Origin of the sequence: Sulfitobacter sp. PR48 (assembly GCF_028807335.1) — a bacterium.
In the GTDB taxonomy this organism is placed as follows: domain Bacteria; phylum Pseudomonadota; class Alphaproteobacteria; order Rhodobacterales; family Rhodobacteraceae; genus Sulfitobacter.
The window spans coordinates 121,305-138,761 of sequence record NZ_JARAMM010000002.1 but is presented as its reverse complement, the minus strand read 5'-3'; the positions used below and the strand labels follow the sequence as shown (position 1 = coordinate 138,761).

At 59.4% G+C, this 17,457-nt stretch carries 13 protein-coding genes; 2 read left to right on the top strand and 11 right to left on the bottom strand.

Annotation, left to right across the window (positions count from 1 at the left end; translation table 11 throughout):
* Positions 1–28: 28 nt before the first annotated feature.
* From PVW51_RS03360 to PVW51_RS03335, 6 genes are all read right to left on the bottom strand, one after another.
* The gene (locus PVW51_RS03360) at positions 29–1,000 is read right to left on the bottom strand and encodes a C45 family autoproteolytic acyltransferase/hydolase (protein ID WP_114273915.1); all 972 of its coding nucleotides are present in this window, start codon (positions 998–1,000) and stop codon (positions 29–31) included.
* A 27-nt stretch (positions 1,001–1,027) separates the two neighbouring features.
* Positions 1,028–2,485, bottom strand: coding sequence for a biotin carboxylase (locus tag PVW51_RS03355; RefSeq protein WP_114273916.1), 1,458 nt, complete (start codon positions 2,483–2,485; stop codon positions 1,028–1,030).
* 17 nt (positions 2,486–2,502) lie between these two features.
* Positions 2,503–5,241 carry an aminotransferase class I/II-fold pyridoxal phosphate-dependent enzyme gene (locus PVW51_RS03350; protein ID WP_269362490.1) on the bottom strand — a complete coding sequence of 913 codons (2,739 nt, stop codon included), beginning with the start codon at positions 5,239–5,241 and terminating at the stop codon, positions 2,503–2,505.
* 76 nt (positions 5,242–5,317) lie between these two features.
* Positions 5,318–6,430, bottom strand: a complete 1,113-nt coding sequence (locus tag PVW51_RS03345) for a carbon-nitrogen hydrolase family protein (RefSeq protein ID WP_274573608.1) — start codon at positions 6,428–6,430, stop codon at positions 5,318–5,320.
* 163 nt (positions 6,431–6,593) lie between these two features.
* On the bottom strand, positions 6,594–9,344 hold the full coding sequence (locus PVW51_RS03340; protein ID WP_269362488.1) for a TRAP transporter permease: 2,751 nt from the start codon (positions 9,342–9,344) through the stop codon (positions 6,594–6,596).
* Between the two features lie 113 nt (positions 9,345–9,457).
* Positions 9,458–10,417 carry a TAXI family TRAP transporter solute-binding subunit gene (locus PVW51_RS03335; RefSeq protein WP_274573607.1) on the bottom strand — a complete coding sequence of 320 codons (960 nt, stop codon included), beginning with the start codon at positions 10,415–10,417 and terminating at the stop codon, positions 9,458–9,460.
* A 408-nt stretch (positions 10,418–10,825) separates the two neighbouring features.
* On the opposite strand from PVW51_RS03335, the gene PVW51_RS03330 reads away from it, so the two are divergent.
* On the top strand, positions 10,826–12,442 hold the full coding sequence (locus tag PVW51_RS03330) for an FMN-binding glutamate synthase family protein (protein ID WP_274573606.1): 1,617 nt from the start codon (positions 10,826–10,828) through the stop codon (positions 12,440–12,442).
* A gap of 99 nt (positions 12,443–12,541) precedes the next feature.
* On the opposite strand, the gene gabT is transcribed toward PVW51_RS03330, so the two are convergent.
* Positions 12,542–13,954: a 4-aminobutyrate--2-oxoglutarate transaminase gene (gabT, locus tag PVW51_RS03325; RefSeq protein WP_114273922.1), complete on the bottom strand. Its 1,413-nt coding sequence runs from the start codon at positions 13,952–13,954 to the stop codon at positions 12,542–12,544.
* A gap of 192 nt (positions 13,955–14,146) precedes the next feature.
* On the opposite strand from gabT, the gene PVW51_RS03320 reads away from it, so the two are divergent.
* Positions 14,147–14,698 carry a cupin domain-containing protein gene (locus tag PVW51_RS03320; protein WP_269362485.1) on the top strand — a complete coding sequence of 184 codons (552 nt, stop codon included), beginning with the start codon at positions 14,147–14,149 and terminating at the stop codon, positions 14,696–14,698.
* A 75-nt stretch (positions 14,699–14,773) separates the two neighbouring features.
* Here PVW51_RS03320 and PVW51_RS03315 read toward each other — a convergent pair whose 3' ends face one another.
* The 4 genes from PVW51_RS03315 to PVW51_RS03300 all read right to left on the bottom strand — a co-directional run bounded on the left by PVW51_RS03315 (position 14,774) and on the right by PVW51_RS03300 (position 17,455).
* Positions 14,774–14,911 carry a hypothetical protein gene (locus PVW51_RS03315; protein ID WP_269362484.1) on the bottom strand — a complete coding sequence of 46 codons (138 nt, stop codon included), beginning with the start codon at positions 14,909–14,911 and terminating at the stop codon, positions 14,774–14,776.
* 108 nt (positions 14,912–15,019) lie between these two features.
* Positions 15,020–16,738: a sensor histidine kinase gene (locus PVW51_RS03310; protein WP_274573605.1), complete on the bottom strand. Its 1,719-nt coding sequence runs from the start codon at positions 16,736–16,738 to the stop codon at positions 15,020–15,022.
* Between the two features lie 2 nt (positions 16,739–16,740).
* Positions 16,741–17,298, bottom strand: coding sequence for an RNA polymerase sigma factor (locus PVW51_RS03305; protein WP_114273925.1), 558 nt, complete (start codon positions 17,296–17,298; stop codon positions 16,741–16,743).
* The gene (locus PVW51_RS03300) at positions 17,291–17,455 is read right to left on the bottom strand and encodes a NepR family anti-sigma factor (protein WP_205388149.1); all 165 of its coding nucleotides are present in this window, start codon (positions 17,453–17,455) and stop codon (positions 17,291–17,293) included. Before PVW51_RS03300 ends, PVW51_RS03305 begins: the two co-directional genes overlap by 8 nt.
* Positions 17,456–17,457: the final 2 nt, after the last annotated feature.

Below are 17,457 nucleotides of genomic sequence, written 5' to 3'. Positions count from 1 at the left end.
GAGGTCTGTCAGCGCGCTTTCCGGCGGGTCACGCGGCGCCCGGCAAAAGCACTTCGCGCGCGCCTTCGGTGAAATCACTCAGCGACAACGCCCAGGTCGTGCCGGGCCAACGCAGCTCCATTTCGCGCTTCCGCGGCCGGTAGACCGCCGTATAAAGCGTGCCGAACCCGGCATTGAAGGCCGTCGAATAAAGCGGCGGCTTCAGAAATGCATTGATGAATTTCTCTTCGGGATCCTTGTGCAGCCGCAGGCGTTGCAGCAGGAACCGCTCGCGTTCGACCGTTGCCGTGAACCTGGCATGGCTGACCCATTCCACGTTCTCCTGATGGTTTGTTGCCACGGCTGCGCGGGTGATCAGCGCCTCGCGGTCCGGGCCCATCATGGCGGTCGCATACTTACGCTTCCTGTCCAGCACGGTCACATTATAGCTCATATGGGTGGGCACCCGCGCCAGAACCGCCGTCGCCTCATCCGTGGTTGTACAGGTCTGCAGGACATAGCGCAGGATCAGCGGCACGCCAAAGCCCTGCCCGACAATCCGCCGGCCACCGAAGGTGAGCGAAATTGCCAGCCCGGCATCGTTCACGCCATCGACCAGCCCCCAAAGCCCGTCCGAGGTTCCCATGACCCTGCGGCCCTGCCAGTTGGTCCGCAGGACCAGCTGGTCAAATGCATTCGGGTTGTAGTCATAGTTGCGCACCATGACCGGCTCCTTGCCGGCCCAGATCGCCTGCGAACAGCCCGAAAGGTAAGGCGGCGGGTTGTAGAAGCTGAGAAACCGCGCGGCATTGTCGCCACCGCCCGCAAGCGCGCAAAGGTCGTCGTAAAGCGGCAGCATCTCGGGCATATGTTGACCCAGGGCGCGCCTGCACTCCGAATAGGTCGGCCGGGCAGACGCACCTTCCTTGAGCCACCAGTTACGGTAGTCAGGCCAATATTCGGCGAAAAGCCCGGACCATTTCGATCCGGGCATTTCGATATCAAGTGCGCGCCAGTACATCGCAGCCTTTCAGGGGTGAAAGTTACATTACAGGATCTTGAAAGCCGGGTCTGACAGTTCCGGACCGGCCTGGGCGGTCGGCAGGGGTTTGCCGTCCACGCCGCTTTTGATCCCGTGAATCCACTTTTTCGCGCGCTCGTTCAACTGGAAACTTTTTGTCATCGACCGGCCACGCGTCACGAGGATGCCGATATCCGCTCCTTCGTAACGATAATCGCCGGGTTGCAGGATGCGCAGGAAGAAGGCCTCGTTCTCCGATTCGACGGCACGCCGGTGATAGTCGAAGCGGTCAAAGACCACGCGCCCGTCTTCCAGCATCTTGTAGATGCCGGTTTCCGGCGACGCCGTGCAGATGTCCACACTGTCTTCGGTATGTTTGATCACCATCTGCGACCAGCCGTCGATCATCTCCGGATCGGCCCAGCGGCTGTTCAGCTCATCCACATCAAGGTCGAACTTCTTCTTGGAAAATTCAAGAAGGTGGAACAGGAACAAAGGCGCATCCGCATGGGCAAAGGCAGCGTGGTTCGTCATCGAGGACGCGCCGGTGATGCGTGGATTCAACTCGCCCAGCCAAAGATCGCCGGTCTTCTTGTCGATCAGGAAATCGAGTTCGAAATAACCGCGATAGCCTTCCTTCCGCAGCTGCTCACCGAATTTGAAGGTCAGGTCCCGCGCCTTCTCCCGCACCTTGGGCGGGAACGCAGTGGCGAGGATCTCGTTGCCACACCAGCCGCCGCGATAGGGGGTCAGTTCCTTGAAACCGACCAGTTCCGTCATCAGCGGGCCGACGATCGTGCCCTCCTTGGTGGCGCAGGCCTCGATCGCCGATCCACGGCAGTCGATCCGCTTCATGATCTTGATCTCGCCCTGGCCCACGATCTCGCTCTCGTGGCGGCGGAAATCGGCTTCGGACTTGATGAAGAACGTCGTGTGCCCACTGTCGCCAAAGGCCGATTGCAGCACCAGGTCGTGGCCCAGGTTTTCCTTCTCGCAGATCTTCTTGAGGTGGTCGTAGTCCTTCACCTCCGACAAGGCGTTGGGCACCGATGGCACCCCGGCCTTGTTGCCGATGCGGACGGTCTCGATCTTGTTGTCCATCGCGGTGCGCAGCTTGGCTTTCGGGAACCAGACCGTCGCGCCCAGCTCCTTGGAAAGGCGTTCGGTTTCCTCGTCGAACATCAGGAAAACGAACTTGGGCTTGCCGCCACGCCGCTTGATGAAGTCGATGACTTCCTTGTGCTGCAACAGGTAGTTGTTGATGTCTTCGATGGACTGGAATTCCGCATGCGGCTGCTCGGAAGGGCAGAACACGTTCGGGTGCTTGCCGCCGTAGCAGTCAATATAGCAGATGTATTTGAAATTCTTCACCCATTCGTCCAGGCCCAGAAGGTTGAAGTTCGTCGCCGAGATGAAATAGACGGGGTCTTCGTTCCGGTGAAAGAACCGGCGGATTTCAGAGATATTCTTGAGAATAGTAGCCATGGTATTGGTCCTTTTCCTTAGTCCGAAGTTGCAGCAAGCCGGTTGGCGCTGACGCCATCCAATGCCTTTTGGGTAAACACACGCAGGCCCAGATCGGGCCGGTAGCCATGGATTTCGCTGACATCCAAAGCGCGCATGAAATCAAGAATTTCCTCAGAGATCACCTGTCCGGGGACAAGGATCGGGAAACCCGGTGGATAGGGGATGATGAAGCTGGCGGAGACCAGCGTCTTGCCCTCTTTCATCGCATCCTTGAGCGAGCCATCAAGCTCAAGGTAGTCGCAGTTCTCATCGTCGTAGCTGAGGTAATACGCCGTGCGGATATCCCCCTCCGGCGTGTCCTGCGCAGCGCGGAAGGCATCGTGGAAGCGGCTGAAGTCAGGCAGCGGCGGGTAATGCTCCATCAGGTTGGTGACCCGCTTGTCGAAGGACAGACGCTCCATCCGGCTGGCATCATCCAGACGCTCATCCAGGCTCTTGGCGATCTCCACCAAAACCTCGATCAGATAGGCGACAGAGGACCGCGTGGTGCCAATATTGGTCATGAACAACACGGTATTGCGCGAGGTCTTGTTGATCTGGATGCCGTATTTATCCATCAGGATCTCGGTCTTGAACGTGTCACCGTCCCAGCCCGTGCCGCCGACCGCCAGTGTCACCCGCGTGGGATCAAGGGCGAATTCGTCGTTCTCCCAGCAATCCCACATATCGGTCCAGCCTTGCTGGGTGTCGAAATAGCTGGTCACGCCGCTTTCGCGGTGGGCTTCCGGGATCATGTCCCCGGCCGTCAAAATCTTGAAATATTTGGTTAACAGAGGATGCTCGGAAATGGCCCGGCGCATCGACATCGCGGCTTCGACCTGTCGCTGGACAAATTCAAAGCCTTCCAGTTCGACCTGTCGCCGGCCCACATCCAGCGACGCGATGATCTGGTAGTTGGGCGAGGTCGAGGTATGCGTCATATAGGCTTCGTGGAAGGATTGCTCCACTTCGCCTTTGAAGTCCTGATCGTTGACGTGAATCATCGACCCTTGCCGCAACGAGGTCAGCGTCTTGTGCGTGGACTGCGTGGCATAGGCCCGCACCCGCGCATTGGGTGGCGGGATCAGACGGGTTTTCAGCAATTTCTCGACATCGGCATTCTCCAGCTTTGCCTGCTGGGCTGCATATTGCTGCGCATGCTCGTCAGAGCGCAGCTTTTCACGCAGCACGTTGGCGGCATTCATCGCCGTCCGCTGCCGGTACGTCGGGCTGAAACGGGCAAAGGCGAACCATGCCTCGTCCCAGAGGAAGATCAGGTCAGGCTTGATCGCCAGACATTCCTCCATCACGCGTTCGACGTTATAGACCAGCCCGTCAAAGGTGCAGTTGGTCAAAAGCAGCATGCGCACCTTGTCCAGCTTGCCCGCGGCCTTCAGTTCGAGCAATTGCCGCTTGATGTCATGCAGCGGCACCGCGCCATACATCGAGTATTTGTTGAGCGGGTAGCTATCCAGATAGCAGACCTGCGCGCCCGCCAGCACCATGCCGTAATGGTGCGACTTGTGGCAGTCGCGGTCGACCAGGACGATATCACCGGGCTTGATCAGCGCCTGCACAACGATCTTGTTGCAGGTCGATGTGCCGTTGGTGGCAAAGAAGGTCTGTTTTGACCCGAATGCCCGCGCGGCAAGTTCCTGTGCTTCCTTGATGGGTCCATGCGGTTCCAACAGGCTGTCCAGCCCACCCGAGGTGGCAGAGGTTTCCGCCAGGAAGATGTTCGGCCCATAGAACGCCCCCATGTCCTGGATCCAGTGCGACCGGGAAATGGACTTTCCCCGGCTGATCGGCATGGCGTGAAAAACGCCGGTGGGTTGCTTGGAGTATTCAACCAACGCCGTGAAGAAGGGGGATTTGTTCCGCGACTGCACACCCCGCAGGATGTTCAGGTGCAGCTCCATGAAGTCTTCCTGATTGTAGAAAACCCGGCGACAGATTCCCAGATCCAGGCCTGCGATGTCTTCGACCGAACGTTCGGTGACCAGATAAGCATCCAGTTCCGGGCGCACCTTGGCGATCATCCGGCACAATTCGGGGCCGTAGACCTCGGGCGACAGCGCGCTGATTTCCTTGCGCCCGCCGGCACGGGCCAGGTAGCGCGTCAGGATCTGCAGATCCATCGAGGATTTCAGCGTCAGACCGGGCCGCACGACAATCGCCTGAATGTTGTGGTTGAACATCACCGCGATCAGCGCGTCCTCGATGCTTGGCACGACAACCGCTTCATAGATGAAAGGGTCCTCGCTGCGCCGCATGCGGGCCATGTTCGCCTTGAGCCAGCGTTCCTGATGTTCGTTCACGTTGTCGACGATCAGAACCTCGAAATATGGCTTGGCCAGCGCGCGCGCCTCTGGCGGCAGCATGGCCTCGTCGTCATGTTCGTCCTGGTCGATGCTGTCGCGTTCCAGCGGGATATGCCGCCGCCTGTAGGCCCCTGTGGTCAGCGCCCGGGTCACCCGGTTGATCGCAAATGCGACATCTTCGAATTTTTCATGTTCGAGCTGCCTGCGCATATGCTCGAAGGCGGCCATGCCCGGAAAGGCCCAATAAGGTTCGACCATCGCCAGCGAGGCAAACAGCTCCCTGGCGGACTTGGTCAGCCTGTTCTTTTCGGCAGGTTTGGGATCGCGCGTGAGGGCGGAAGTCGCCTCTCTCAATGCGCTCCACCGATCAGAGCGCATTTGGATCGCCGAGGAATAATCGTTCAAGGAATGCATTGTGTTCTCCGTTGTAGCGGGGTCACCAACGACATTCCGCCCCGGCGCTTCTGCGCCAGGGCAAACGTATGGCGGATTACCCGCTGGATGTTTCTTCGGTCCCGGTCAGAATGCCAGGTTTGACAGGTGGGTTTGGCACCCCCCCGGCGGCCGCCGGGGGGATTTGTGATTCAGCCGCGGGAACTGCGGTTCCGGCGGTAGGGTTCGGCATCGGTTCGGGCGCGAAACCGCCCGGGGTGTGCGAAAAGGCAGACATTGAATCCTGCCCCTTGAAGCTCGGAGCCTCCGGCACGCGCTGGGCCGGTACATCCACATGCAATCCCGCCCGTGTGCCCTGATGCGGGATCTCAAGCGGGCCAAGCGTATGCAGAAAGGCATCTGTCCCGCTGCCACGGTCATAGACCGGGAAATCGGTGGATCGGTCACGGAACGACTTCAGCACCTGGCCCAGCCCCTTCATCCCGGTCTCGCGCTGACGGCGCACCATGGACAGGTCGACCTCGATCGGGAACATGTCTTCCTGCCCCGCCGACTGGTGCAGCACCATTGAGGTCGGATCGACAACGCAGGATTTGCCGACGCCGCCCGCGCCCAGGCCATTCACGTCGAATATGTAGCACTGGAACTGCGCAGCGGTCGCCCGCGCGATGGCCAGTTCGGCATCGCGGTCCGTCGTGCCGGTGAGCACCGGGTGCAACAGCACCTCGACGCCCTGGCTGGTCAGCTGGCGCGTGGTTTCCGGGAACCACATGTCATAGCAGATCGACAGGCCGAAACGGCCCACCTCAGGCACATCGAACACACAGAATTCGGTGCCTGCGGCGATGCCGGTCTCATAGGGCCTGAACGGGAACATCTTGGCGTAACGGCGGATGACTTCGCCTTCCGGGTTGATCACCACGGACGTGTTGTAGACGCGGCCATCTTCCGGGTTCTTGAGGAACATGGAACCCGGTATCAGCCAGACCCGGTGCTTTTTCGCAGCTTCCTGAAACTTGCCGATGGTTTCGTTTTCGGGCGGCAGGGCAAAGCGGTCCAACGGGCCAAAGGGCGCCAGTTCAGAGAACAGCACCATCTGGGTCCAGGGGAACCGTGCCATCAGGATGTCGAGCCGCTGGATCATGCCATCGACGTTCGATTGCAGTGCATTGACGTACATCTGTACGCCGGCAATTGCGAATGGGGTCATAACTTGTCACTCCGTGAAAGGCGGTGCGAGGGCTGGGAGAGGCCCTTGAATGCACCGGATTGCACGTCCCTTACGCCCATCAAAGCGGAAGGGGAACAGGTGATGTGACCCCTGCCTGATACGCCCTGCTCAGGCCGATATGACTGCTGTGCCAGGATGACAGTCAGGCCGTCTGAGGTCCGCGCACGGGGCGGCCGTTGCGGCCCCGTTGCAGGAAGACCACCAGCGCCAGCAGCAACAGCGCCGGGATGAACATGATGTACTTCGTCGGCTGCGAAACCGGCTTGAGCACGCGCAGCACCTCCTGGTCCCAATCCAGACCGGCATTTTGCGCCGCGCTGTCGAAACCAACATCGTCGATGATCATCTTGTCGCCATCCTCGCGGAACAGCAGACCCGCGGCCTCCAGCTTTTCCTCACCTGTCGCGCCCTCCCCGATGGGCAGGATCGCCACGAATTCGATGGGATCGCCCAGATCGTTGACCCCGGCGACACGCAGGCGCAGATCGTTGCCCGGCAGCGTGTCGGCCGCAGCCTGCGTGATCTCGGTGGGTGCGACCTCATCATAGGGTGGCGATACCATGTCCATCCAGAACCCCGGGCGGAACAGCGTAAAGGCAACCAGCAGCAGCGCGATGGTCTCGTAGAAACGGTTCTTCGCCAGGAACCACCCCTGCGTTGCCGCCGCGAACAGCAGCATCGCAACCGTGGCCACGACAAAGACGAATATGCCCTGCCCCCATCCGACATTGATCAACAGCAGTTCGGTGTTGAAGATGAACAGGAAGGGCAGCGCCGCCGTGCGCAGCGAATAGAAGAAAGCGACCACGCCGGTCTTGATCGGATCGCCGCCCGACACCGCTGCAGCGGCAAAGGAGGCAAGGCCGACCGGCGGCGTCACATCCGCCATGATCCCGAAGTAGAAGACAAACAGGTGCACGGCGATCAGCGGAACGATCAGCCCGTTCTGCTGACCCAGGGTCACGATCACCGGTGCCAGCAGCGCGGACACCACGATATAGTTCGCAGTGGTCGGCAGCCCCATCCCGAGGATCAGCGAAAGCACCGCGGTCAGCGCCAGGATGGCAAGGATATTGCCGCCCGAAAGCACTTCGACCACATCGGCCAGGGCAGAGCCGACGCCGGTCTGGCTGACTGCGCCCACGATGATACCGGCGGTCGCCGTGGCGATGCCGATGCCGATCATGTTACGCGCGCCGGTGACCAGACCGTCGATCAGGTCCAGGAACCCGTCCTTGATATCTGACGCCAGTTTGCTCTCGCCCCGGAAGATCGCCATCAGCGGACGTTGGGTCAGCAGGATGAAGATCATGTAGGCCGAGGCCCAGAAGGCCGAGAGACCCGGCGACAACCGATCCACCATCAGCGCCCAGACCAGCACGACAACCGGCAGGATGAAATGCAGGCCCGAGCGCGCGGTCGGCCCAGGCATCGGCAGGGCTGTCACCTCGTCGTTCGGATCGTCCAGCTTCAGCGGCTCTTCCTTGCTCGCCACATAGAGCAGCGCAACATAGACGATCGTGAGGAAGGCAAAGATGATGTAGGAAGCCGTTTCCGGGAAGGCCGGGCGGACCCAGCCCATGCCGTAGTAGACCACGAAAGACAGGACACAGATCGCCGCGATGGCAAAGGCCATGCCGATCAGGCGCTGCACGATGGGCTTGGGCGTATAGGCACGGGGCAGACCCTGCATGCCGGCTTTCAGCGCCTCAAGATGCACGATGTAGACCAGGGCGATGTAGGAAATCACCGCCGGCAGGAAGGCGTGTTTGACCACATCGAAATAGGGGATGCCCACATATTCGACCATCAGGAAGGCCGCAGCCCCCATCACCGGCGGCATGATCTGACCATTGACCGAGGAGGCAACTTCGACCGCACCCGCCTTTTCGGAGCTGAACCCGACCTTCTTCATCAGGGGGATGGTAAATGTGCCGGTCGTCACCACGTTGGCAATGGACGACCCGGAGATCAGACCCGTCATGGCAGAGGCGACAACAGCGGCCTTGGCCGGTCCGCCCTTCATGTGGCCCATCAGGCTGAAGGCAACCTGGATGAAGTAATTGCCCGCACCGGCACGGTCCAGCAGGGAGCCGAACAGCACGAACAGGAACACGAATGAGGTGGAAACACCCAGCGCGATGCCAAATACACCTTCGGTGGTGATCCATTGGTGGTTCACGATCTCGGACAGGCTGTTGCCCTTGTGCGCGATGATCGACGGCATGTTCGGGCCAAGCACGGTATAAAGCAGGAAAACCGACGCCACGATCATCAGGGCCGGCCCCAATGCGCGGCGTGTCGCTTCCAGCAGGATCAGAATGCCGATGACGGCAACCACATAGTCCTGCGTGATCGGCGCGCCGACCCGGTTGGCGATTTCACGGTAGAACAGGAAGAGATACAAGGCAGCAAGCGCACCGATGATGGCCAGCGCCCATTCCCAGATCGGGACCCGATCCTTGGGAGAGCCGAGTATGACCGTCGCGGCAACCCCGATTGCCGGGAGCGGGATCCACCAGGTCGCGATACCCTGCTTGGCCGCAACCATGAACAGCGCTGCCAGCGCCAGCGGTACGATGATGCCCAGTGCCACCTGGAACTTGGTCCGCGCTGCGGGGAACGCCATGATCCCCAGAAAGACGGCAAAGCCCAGATGGATCGAGCGGGCAAGCGTGTCGTTGAACAGGCCGAATGGCGATGCGATGTAAAGCTGGAACAATGACCATGCCAGGGCGACCAGCATCAACAAGGTGCCGATGGGCCCGCCAACAGACCTGCCACCCGTGTCGGAGGACGCGACAAGTTCGTCCAGTTCGGCCTGGCTCAATCCACCACGGCCATCGGCGGCGGCTTCAACCGCGGCAGCCTGCTGCTGATCATTGTTGGTCATTATAGATCGTCCCTGTCTGAGCCCCGCATTTGCGCAGGTGCTTGTTATATGCCCCTTCGGGCGCTCCGGCGGCGATCAGGACCGCCACCGGAAAAAGCATGGAACAGGTTGGCTTATTCGATCCAGCCACGCTCCTTGTAGTACTTCGCGGCGCCGTCATGCAGCGGCGCGGACAGACCGCCCGTGATCATTTCCTCTTCGGTCAGGTTTTCGAAGGCGGGGTGCAGACGCTTGAACCGGTCAAAGTTGTCAAAGACCGCCTTGACCACCTGATAAACAACATCTTCGTCCACATCGGCGGAGGTCACGAATGTCGCCTTCACACCAAAGGTGTTCACGTCATTGTCGGTGCCCTTGTACATGCCGCCCGGCACAGTTGCGGCTGCGTAATAGGGATTCTCCGCGATCAGCTTGTCGATCTCGGGGCCTTCGACGGGCACAAGGCTGGCATCAATGGTTGAAACCGCTTCCTGGATCGAACCATTGGGGTGGCCAACGGTATAGATGATCGCGTCAACCTTGTTGTCGCCCAGCGCAGCGGCCTGTTCTGCCGGCTTCAGCTCTGAGGCCAGAGCGAAGTCGTCCAGCGTCCAGCCTTTCGCATCCATCACGACTTCCATCGTGGCACGCTGACCGGAACCGGGGTTGCCGATGTTGACCCGCTTGCCCTTGAGATCGTCAAAGGAGGTGATGCCGCTGTCGTTGCGGGCGATCACGTTGAACGGTTCACCATGTACGGAGAACACCGCGCGCAGCTTGTCGAACTTGTCCCCTTCGAACTGCGAGGACCCGTTGTAGGCATGGAACTGCCAGTCGGACTGGGCCACACCCATGTCCATGTCACCCGCCTTGATGGCGTTGATGTTGGCGATGGAACCGCCGGTCGAGGGCGCGGTGCATTTCAGATTGTGATCGGCAGTGCCGCGGTTCACCAGACGGCAGATCGACTGACCGACGACAAAGTAGACACCGGTCTGACCGCCGGTCCCGATGGTGATGAACTTCTCTTGTGCGGTGGCCGCAGTACCGGCCGCAACGGCCCCGGCAAGTGCGAGTATCTTGAACATATTCATATAAGTAACTCCCTTTTTATTGTTTCGACGCCCGCCTGATTTCGGCGGACACCGTACCGTCTCGGCAATCCGTAACTGCCCAGAGCAATTTTCGGGCGCATGCGCATTGCCATGCTCCGATCCATGCCGCGGAAAGTCTAAGGCACGGATTAGCGGAATCTCATTCCACGTTAGGCACGTTTGAAATTAGGTTCAAGCAGGCATTACGAAACCGCAGTTATTGCACCTAACTACCTGTATGAATTAACTTATAGATCCTGGCTCACCCAGGGCGACGGTCAGAACCCGGGCGATTTGTCTAGTATATTAAACGCGCAACTGTGTTTCCCCAGACTAGACCTTGCACGAAATTCCAATCCGGTGAAACTGGCATGGCCCCGGATTAGTACATGCAGGACGCAGATATTCATGCCAGATTTTTCCGACTACACCCGCTTTGCCTCCCTGGCCGCGGTCGCGATCCTTTCCTTTGTCAGCCTGGTGTTGAGCGCAAGCTGGTCGGGCTGGTTCCTGTTGCCATTCCTCGTTTTTGCCGGGCTGAGCCTTCTGGGCATTTACGATCTCTTTCAGACCAAACATTCAATCCTGCGCAATTACCCGATCCTGGGGCACATGCGCTTTATCTTCGAAGGCATTCGGCCCGAAATTCGCCAGTACCTGATCGAATCCGACCAGGATGAAGAACCCTTCAGCCGGGATGACAGGTCATTGGTCTATCAGCGCGCCAAGGGACAGGAAGATGCCCGGCCCTTCGGCACCCGCCAGCGGGTCTACGATGCCGGCTATTCCTGGATCACCCATTCCATCCAACCGGTTCACATCGAGGATTTCGATTTCCGGATCACCATCGGCGGCCACGCCTGCAAGCAACATTATTCCGCCTCGATCTACAACATTTCCGCCATGAGCTTCGGATCGCTCTCTGCCAATGCAATCGAGGCGCTCAACACGGGGGCGAAACTGGGCAATTTCGCCCATGACACCGGCGAAGGCTCGGTCAGCCGGTATCACAAGGCAGGGGGTGGCGACCTTATCTACCAACTTGCATCGGGCTATTTCGGTAGCCGCGCAGCTGATGGATCATTTGACCCCGAAAAATTCCGCCAGACCGCGTCGCTTGACCAGGTCAAGATGATCGAACTCAAGCTCAGCCAGGGGGCGAAACCGGGTCACGGCGGCATGTTGCCGTCTTCCAAGATCACGCCGGAGATCGCGGAGGCACGGGGCGTGCCGATGGGCAGCGATTGTGTCTCTCCTGCCGCCCATTCCGCGTTTCACACCCCGATCGAGATGATGCAGTTCCTGCAGCAGTTGCGGGATCTGTCTGGCGGCAAACCGGTCGGCTTCAAACTGTGCATCGGGCACCGGCGGGAATTCATGTGCATGGTCAAGGCGATGCTGGAAACAGGGATCGTACCCGATTTCATCGTCGTCGACGGGGCCGAAGGCGGCACCGGTGCCGCGCCCGTCGAATTCTCCAACCACGTCGGCATGCCGATGATCGAAGGTCTGACATTCGTCCATAACACCCTGCGCGGCGCAGGTTTGCGCGATCAGGTCAGGGTCGGCGCGGCAGGCAAGGTTGTATCCGCCTTTGACATCGCCCGCGCGCTGGCGCTGGGGGCGGACTGGTGCAATGCCGCGCGCGGCTTCATGTTCGCCATCGGCTGCATCCAGGCGCAGGCCTGCCATACCAATCATTGCCCTGTCGGTGTCGCGACACAGGACAAGACCCGGATGCGCGCGCTCAACGTCACGCACAAGAGCGAACGCGTCGCCCGGTTTCACCGCAACACCATGGAGGCGCTGGCAGAAATGACCGGTGCCGCCGGCCTGAGCCATCCCAGTGCGTTCCTGCCCCGTCACCTGATGCTGCGACAGGGCGACAAGAGCATGGTCGAAGGCAACGAGGTCTATGCCTATCTTCCCGAAGGCTATCTGCTGGATGACAACGCGGAGGATTATCACGGGGACAAGACCCGCTGGGCCCGCGCAAGGGCCGACAGTTTCGCGCCCATTGACTAGCAGGTTCAGAATTTCCGGACCGATTTGTCCGAAAAATTCGACACCAAACGCAAAACGCGCGCGGCGAACCGCGCGCGTTTCAGTCCAGGACCGTTAGGTTCAGGCTTCTTCGGCAAGCGCCGCCTGAACAGCCGCTTCAAAGATCGACAGACCTTCCTCGACGACCGCATCAGATGCCGTCAGCGGCACCATCACACGCACCGCGTTACCATGCATGCCACAGCTCAGCAGCAGCAGACCACGCTTGAGGGCATGGGCAATGACCCGCTTGGTAAAATCCGCATCCGGTTTTGCACTGTCAAAATCGGTAACGAACTCGACGGCAATCATCGCGCCAAGACCACGGATGTCCCAGAAACGGTAGGGGGCAGAACGCGCACCGATTTCGGCAAACCGGGCTTTCAGGGTTTCACCCATCGCCGTGGATCGTGCCAGCAGACCTTCGTCCTCGATCGCTTCGATTGCCGCCAGCGCCGCAGCACAGGCAACGGGGTTGCCCCCGTATGTGCCACCCAGGCCGCCCGGCTCCATGGCGTCCATCACATCGGCACGGCCGATCACACCCGCCAGCGGATAGCCGCCTGCCATGGATTTCGCCACAGTGATCAGGTCCGGCACAACGCCGGAATGCTCGATTGCAAACCATGTGCCAGTCCGGCCAAAGCCAGCCTGCACCTCGTCCGCGATCAGCAGGATACCGTGCTGGTCGCAGATTTCGCGCAGCTGATGCATCATCTCGAAAGGTACGGGCGTATAGCCCCCCTCGCCCAGCACGGGCTCGATGATGATCGCTGCCACGCGGGACGGCTCTGCATCGGTCAGGAACAGGTTCTTCAGCCCGGTGATCGCATCCTCGACGGTGATCCCGTCACGGACAGAGGGGAAAGGCGCGCGGAAGACATCCGCCGGGAAGGGGCCGACGCCCTTCTTGTAGGGGCTGACCTTGCCGGTCATGCCCAGCGTCAGCAGGGTGCGGCCGTGGTAGCCGCCGGTAAAGGCGATGACGCCGGGACGGCCGGTAGCCGCACGCGCGATCTTGACCGCGTTTTCGACGGCTTCCGCGCCGGTGGTGACCAGCAGGGTCTTCTTGGGCGCATCGCCGGGGGCGAGGGCGTTCAGCTTTTCAGCCAGTTCGATGTAGGGACCATAAGGCACAACCTGAAAGGAGGTATGCGTGTAATGATCTTCCTGCGCCTTGGCCGCCGCAATCACCTTGGGGTGACGGTGGCCGGTGTTCAGCACGCCAATGCCGCCCACGAAGTCGATGTAGCGGTTGCCCTCCACATCCCACAGTTCGGCATTTTCAGCGTATTGGGCATAGATCGGTGCGGCAGAGGCAACGCCGCGTGCAACAGCGGCATTGCGCCGTGCAATCAACTGGGCGTTGGTGACATCTGCGCCTGCAACAGCGGCGGAAACGATGTTCTTCACGACGGCCTGCGCGGATGCAGCAGACTTCGTGGTTTTTTTCTGGGCAACCTTGCGGCGCGGTTTCTTGGCGGTATCGGACATTGAAAAGGTATCCTTTCGATTGAAAACGCGCAGAGCCGCGTTTAAAAATTGCTATCCTTCCGTTTAATATAATTGTCAATCACAGATTTGCGTATTAAGGGATTGCCAACGGTATCTGGGCCGGATTTTGCTTGTGGCAGACATCGTTTTCGGTGCTTGCAGAACATGTGAAACAGCATAAGGGGCGCTGACTTGGACATCGGCCATAAACTGAAAACCATCCGCAAACAGCGCGGTTTGTCACAACGGGAGTTGGCCGCGCGCGCCGGCCTGACGAACGGTACGATCTCCCTGATCGAAATGAACAGAACCAGCCCGTCGGTGGCATCGCTGAAAAGCCTGCTGGACGCTATCCCGATCAGCATGGCCGAGTTTTTCTCGACACTGGAAAACAACGATCAGCCCAAGTTCTTCTATGCCGCGGACGAGTTCACCGAAGTCGCCCCGGCATCGCCGGGCCAGGTCTCTCTGCGCCAGTTGGGAAACATCGAGAACCACAGCCTGCAGGTCCTGCATGAAACCTACCCGCCTGGCGCGGATACCGGGCCGGAATCGCTGTCTCATCAAGGCGAAGAGGCAGGAATTGTGGTCAAAGGGTCAATCGAGGTGACTGTGGATGGCAACGTCGCTGTTCTGAACGTCGGCGATGGCTATATTTTCGAAAGCCACCTGCCGCACAGGTTCCGGAATATCGGCACCGAGGTCTGCGAAGTGGTCAGCGCCTGCACCCCGCCAAGCTTCTGATAATCAACGCGAAGGGCGGCGCGGCGTCTTGCTGCGCCACCCTCCTTCCTTCGATTGGTGGTCTCTCGATCGCCTCTATCCTTGCGATTTCTCGTCGGGATCCTGCTTTGATCCGAATGACCGGATGGTTGAACCACCCGAGGTCATTGCAACGATAACGATTGCCGCGAGGGTTAGTACGGCCAAGCCACCAAGGAACAGATCGGCATCCATCTCATGTCCTTTCAGCAGCTTCTGTCACGGAACAAACGGAGCGACGGCACAATTGGTTCCATGTCGCTCTGCAACTGCTGTCGTCCGGCCCACGCCGGGCTCACGAGTTTAGTAGTCATATATCTGTTTGGCGGTTTTCGGGACGTGGAAGGTGACGTTCAAAGTGTAGGTACTGTCGGTTTGTTCAACTTCGACCTGACCGTTCAACTGCCGGGCAAAGGCATCTATCAAGCGTGACCCAAGGCCGGTGCCCGTTACGCTGGGCACCCTACCCAGTGAATTTGTGACGGTCAGCCTTGCCTCTTCGGGACCGATCAGCCGCAGGTTCGCCTCAAGACGGGCGTCATGCGAAGACTGCGGCAGGTACTTCAATGCATTTGTAATGGCCTCTGACGTGAGCAGCGTCAGCGGTGCGGCATCATCGGCATCAATGCTGATCCGTTCGAAATCCTGGGTGATCTTCACATGCCCGCCCGGCCCCAGGCCGACTTTCAGCAGTTGCCCCATCACCTCTTCCAGCAGCACCTTGGCATCGACCCGGACCAGATTGTCATCCTGGTACAGGTTCTTGTGTACCGTCGCGAGGCTCAGAATACGTTCCTGAAGCCGCCTCAGCACGAAACGCGCATCCTCGCTCTTGGCCTGCCGGATCTGCATGTTCATGATCGAAGAGATAAGCTGCAGGTTGTTCTTGACCCTGTGATGCACTTCTTTCAGCAGAATGTTCTTTTCCCGCAGGCTGTCTTCCAGCGTCGCCTCGTCGCGCAGGATGGATTCCGCCATCGCCACAAACGCCGTTTCCATCTCTGCCAGTTCGGTCGGAATGGAAGGGGACAACGTGTCACGCGGCAGCGTCCTGCTTAACGCGAAACGTCGCATCTGGCGGCCGAGTTTGCGGATATGCCGGATCGCCAGCCGGTTCAGCGCCCAGAAAGCAACGATCAGGCTCGCAGCCCACATCGCGACAGGCAGCAGCGTGCTGAGCCGCGTTGACAGATCCATCTGCAAGAATGGCGTGTTTTCCGGCCAGACAGACAGCGCATAGACGGTGTCAGGTACAATCGGCAGGACAGCATAGGCGCGGTTCACGGCCTTGGCGTTCTCGGCAAAGAAAACCTTGGTGTCGGTTCCGGCAAAGACCGACAAAGAGATGTTCTCTGGCATTTCAACGCCGGAAACATCCATGCCCCGTTCCGAGGTCAGTATGTCGCCCTTGGCGTTGAAGGTAACCATGGCCAGCGGCGTGAGGGACAGTTCAGGTTCTTCCTCGGACGCGATGACATCCGCCGGGATGGAAATTGCCATGAATCCGATCAGTTCGTCGTCCTCGTACACCGGCACCTGAACCACCGTTACAGGTTTGCGGGACACTGCCCCGAAATCCACGGTTGTCGCGGCCCGGATCGGGTTCGCCATTGCTGATTTGAACCAGGCCCTTTCCGAAAGGTCATAGGTGCCACCTGAGGACGAACACTCCATTTGCCCATCCACCTGAACAAAGCCCACAACCTCATAGTTGCGGGTGGCATTCCGGTATTCGCGAAACAATTCGCTGCATTCCACAGGGTCATCACGGTACAGCCTGACCAATGCGCTCAGGGCATCCACGGCACCGAATGCTTCTTGCAGGACGCGCCGCTCGGCGGATGAGGCCTGTTCCGTCACCGCCAGCAATGACAGTTCCGCGCTTGTCTGGTTCTGTCTGGAAATTTCCCAGGTCTGGACGATTGCGATCAACCCGATAGGCATCAGGGCGAGCGACAGGAAGAACAGGACCCTGACCGCCAGCCCTTTCAGGAGGCTTCCGGAAAAGAACCCGGAAGTCATCGTCAGAAACTGGCGACCTTGGAGGCAGAGATAACGGACATCGTTGCATCGTCCGTCATTTCAAGCGACTCGTTTTCGCCATGCTCCATCAACTCTGCCAGCTGTGCCCTTGCACGGTTGACCCTGCTTTTGATTGTCCCGACGGCAACACCGCACATCTGGGCCGCTTCCTCGTAAGAGAAACCGGAGGCACCGATCAGCAGCAAGGCTTCGCGCTGTTCGACTTTCAGCTTGCCCAGCGCCTTGCGGAAATCGTTCATCTGCATGTGACCATCGTGTGCGGGTTTCTCTGCCAGGCTTTCGGTGAACACGCCGTCGACATCAGCAACTTCGCGTTTGGATTTTCTGCGAGACGAATAATAGGTGTTCCTGAGGATGGTAAAGAGCCACGCACGCATGTTCGTTCCCGGCTCGAACTTCTCGATATTCGTCCAGGCCTTCACCAGGGTGTCCTGCACCATGTCGTCGGCCAGTGACCCGTTCCGTGTCAAACTGATTGCAAATGCACGCATGGCAGGCAGATGCTCCACCAGCTCGTCGCGGGGACTCTTGTCAGTCATTTTCGGAACCGCGCTGGGATTCTTGCTGCTTCAACTTACTCAGCAAGTCCTTGAATCGATCCGGGATTCCCTCTTCCAGCGTCTCGTTGAAAACCTTCTTCAAATTCTCATCAATAACGCTTTCGCGATCCTCATTCTTCGCAGATTTCACAAACATAC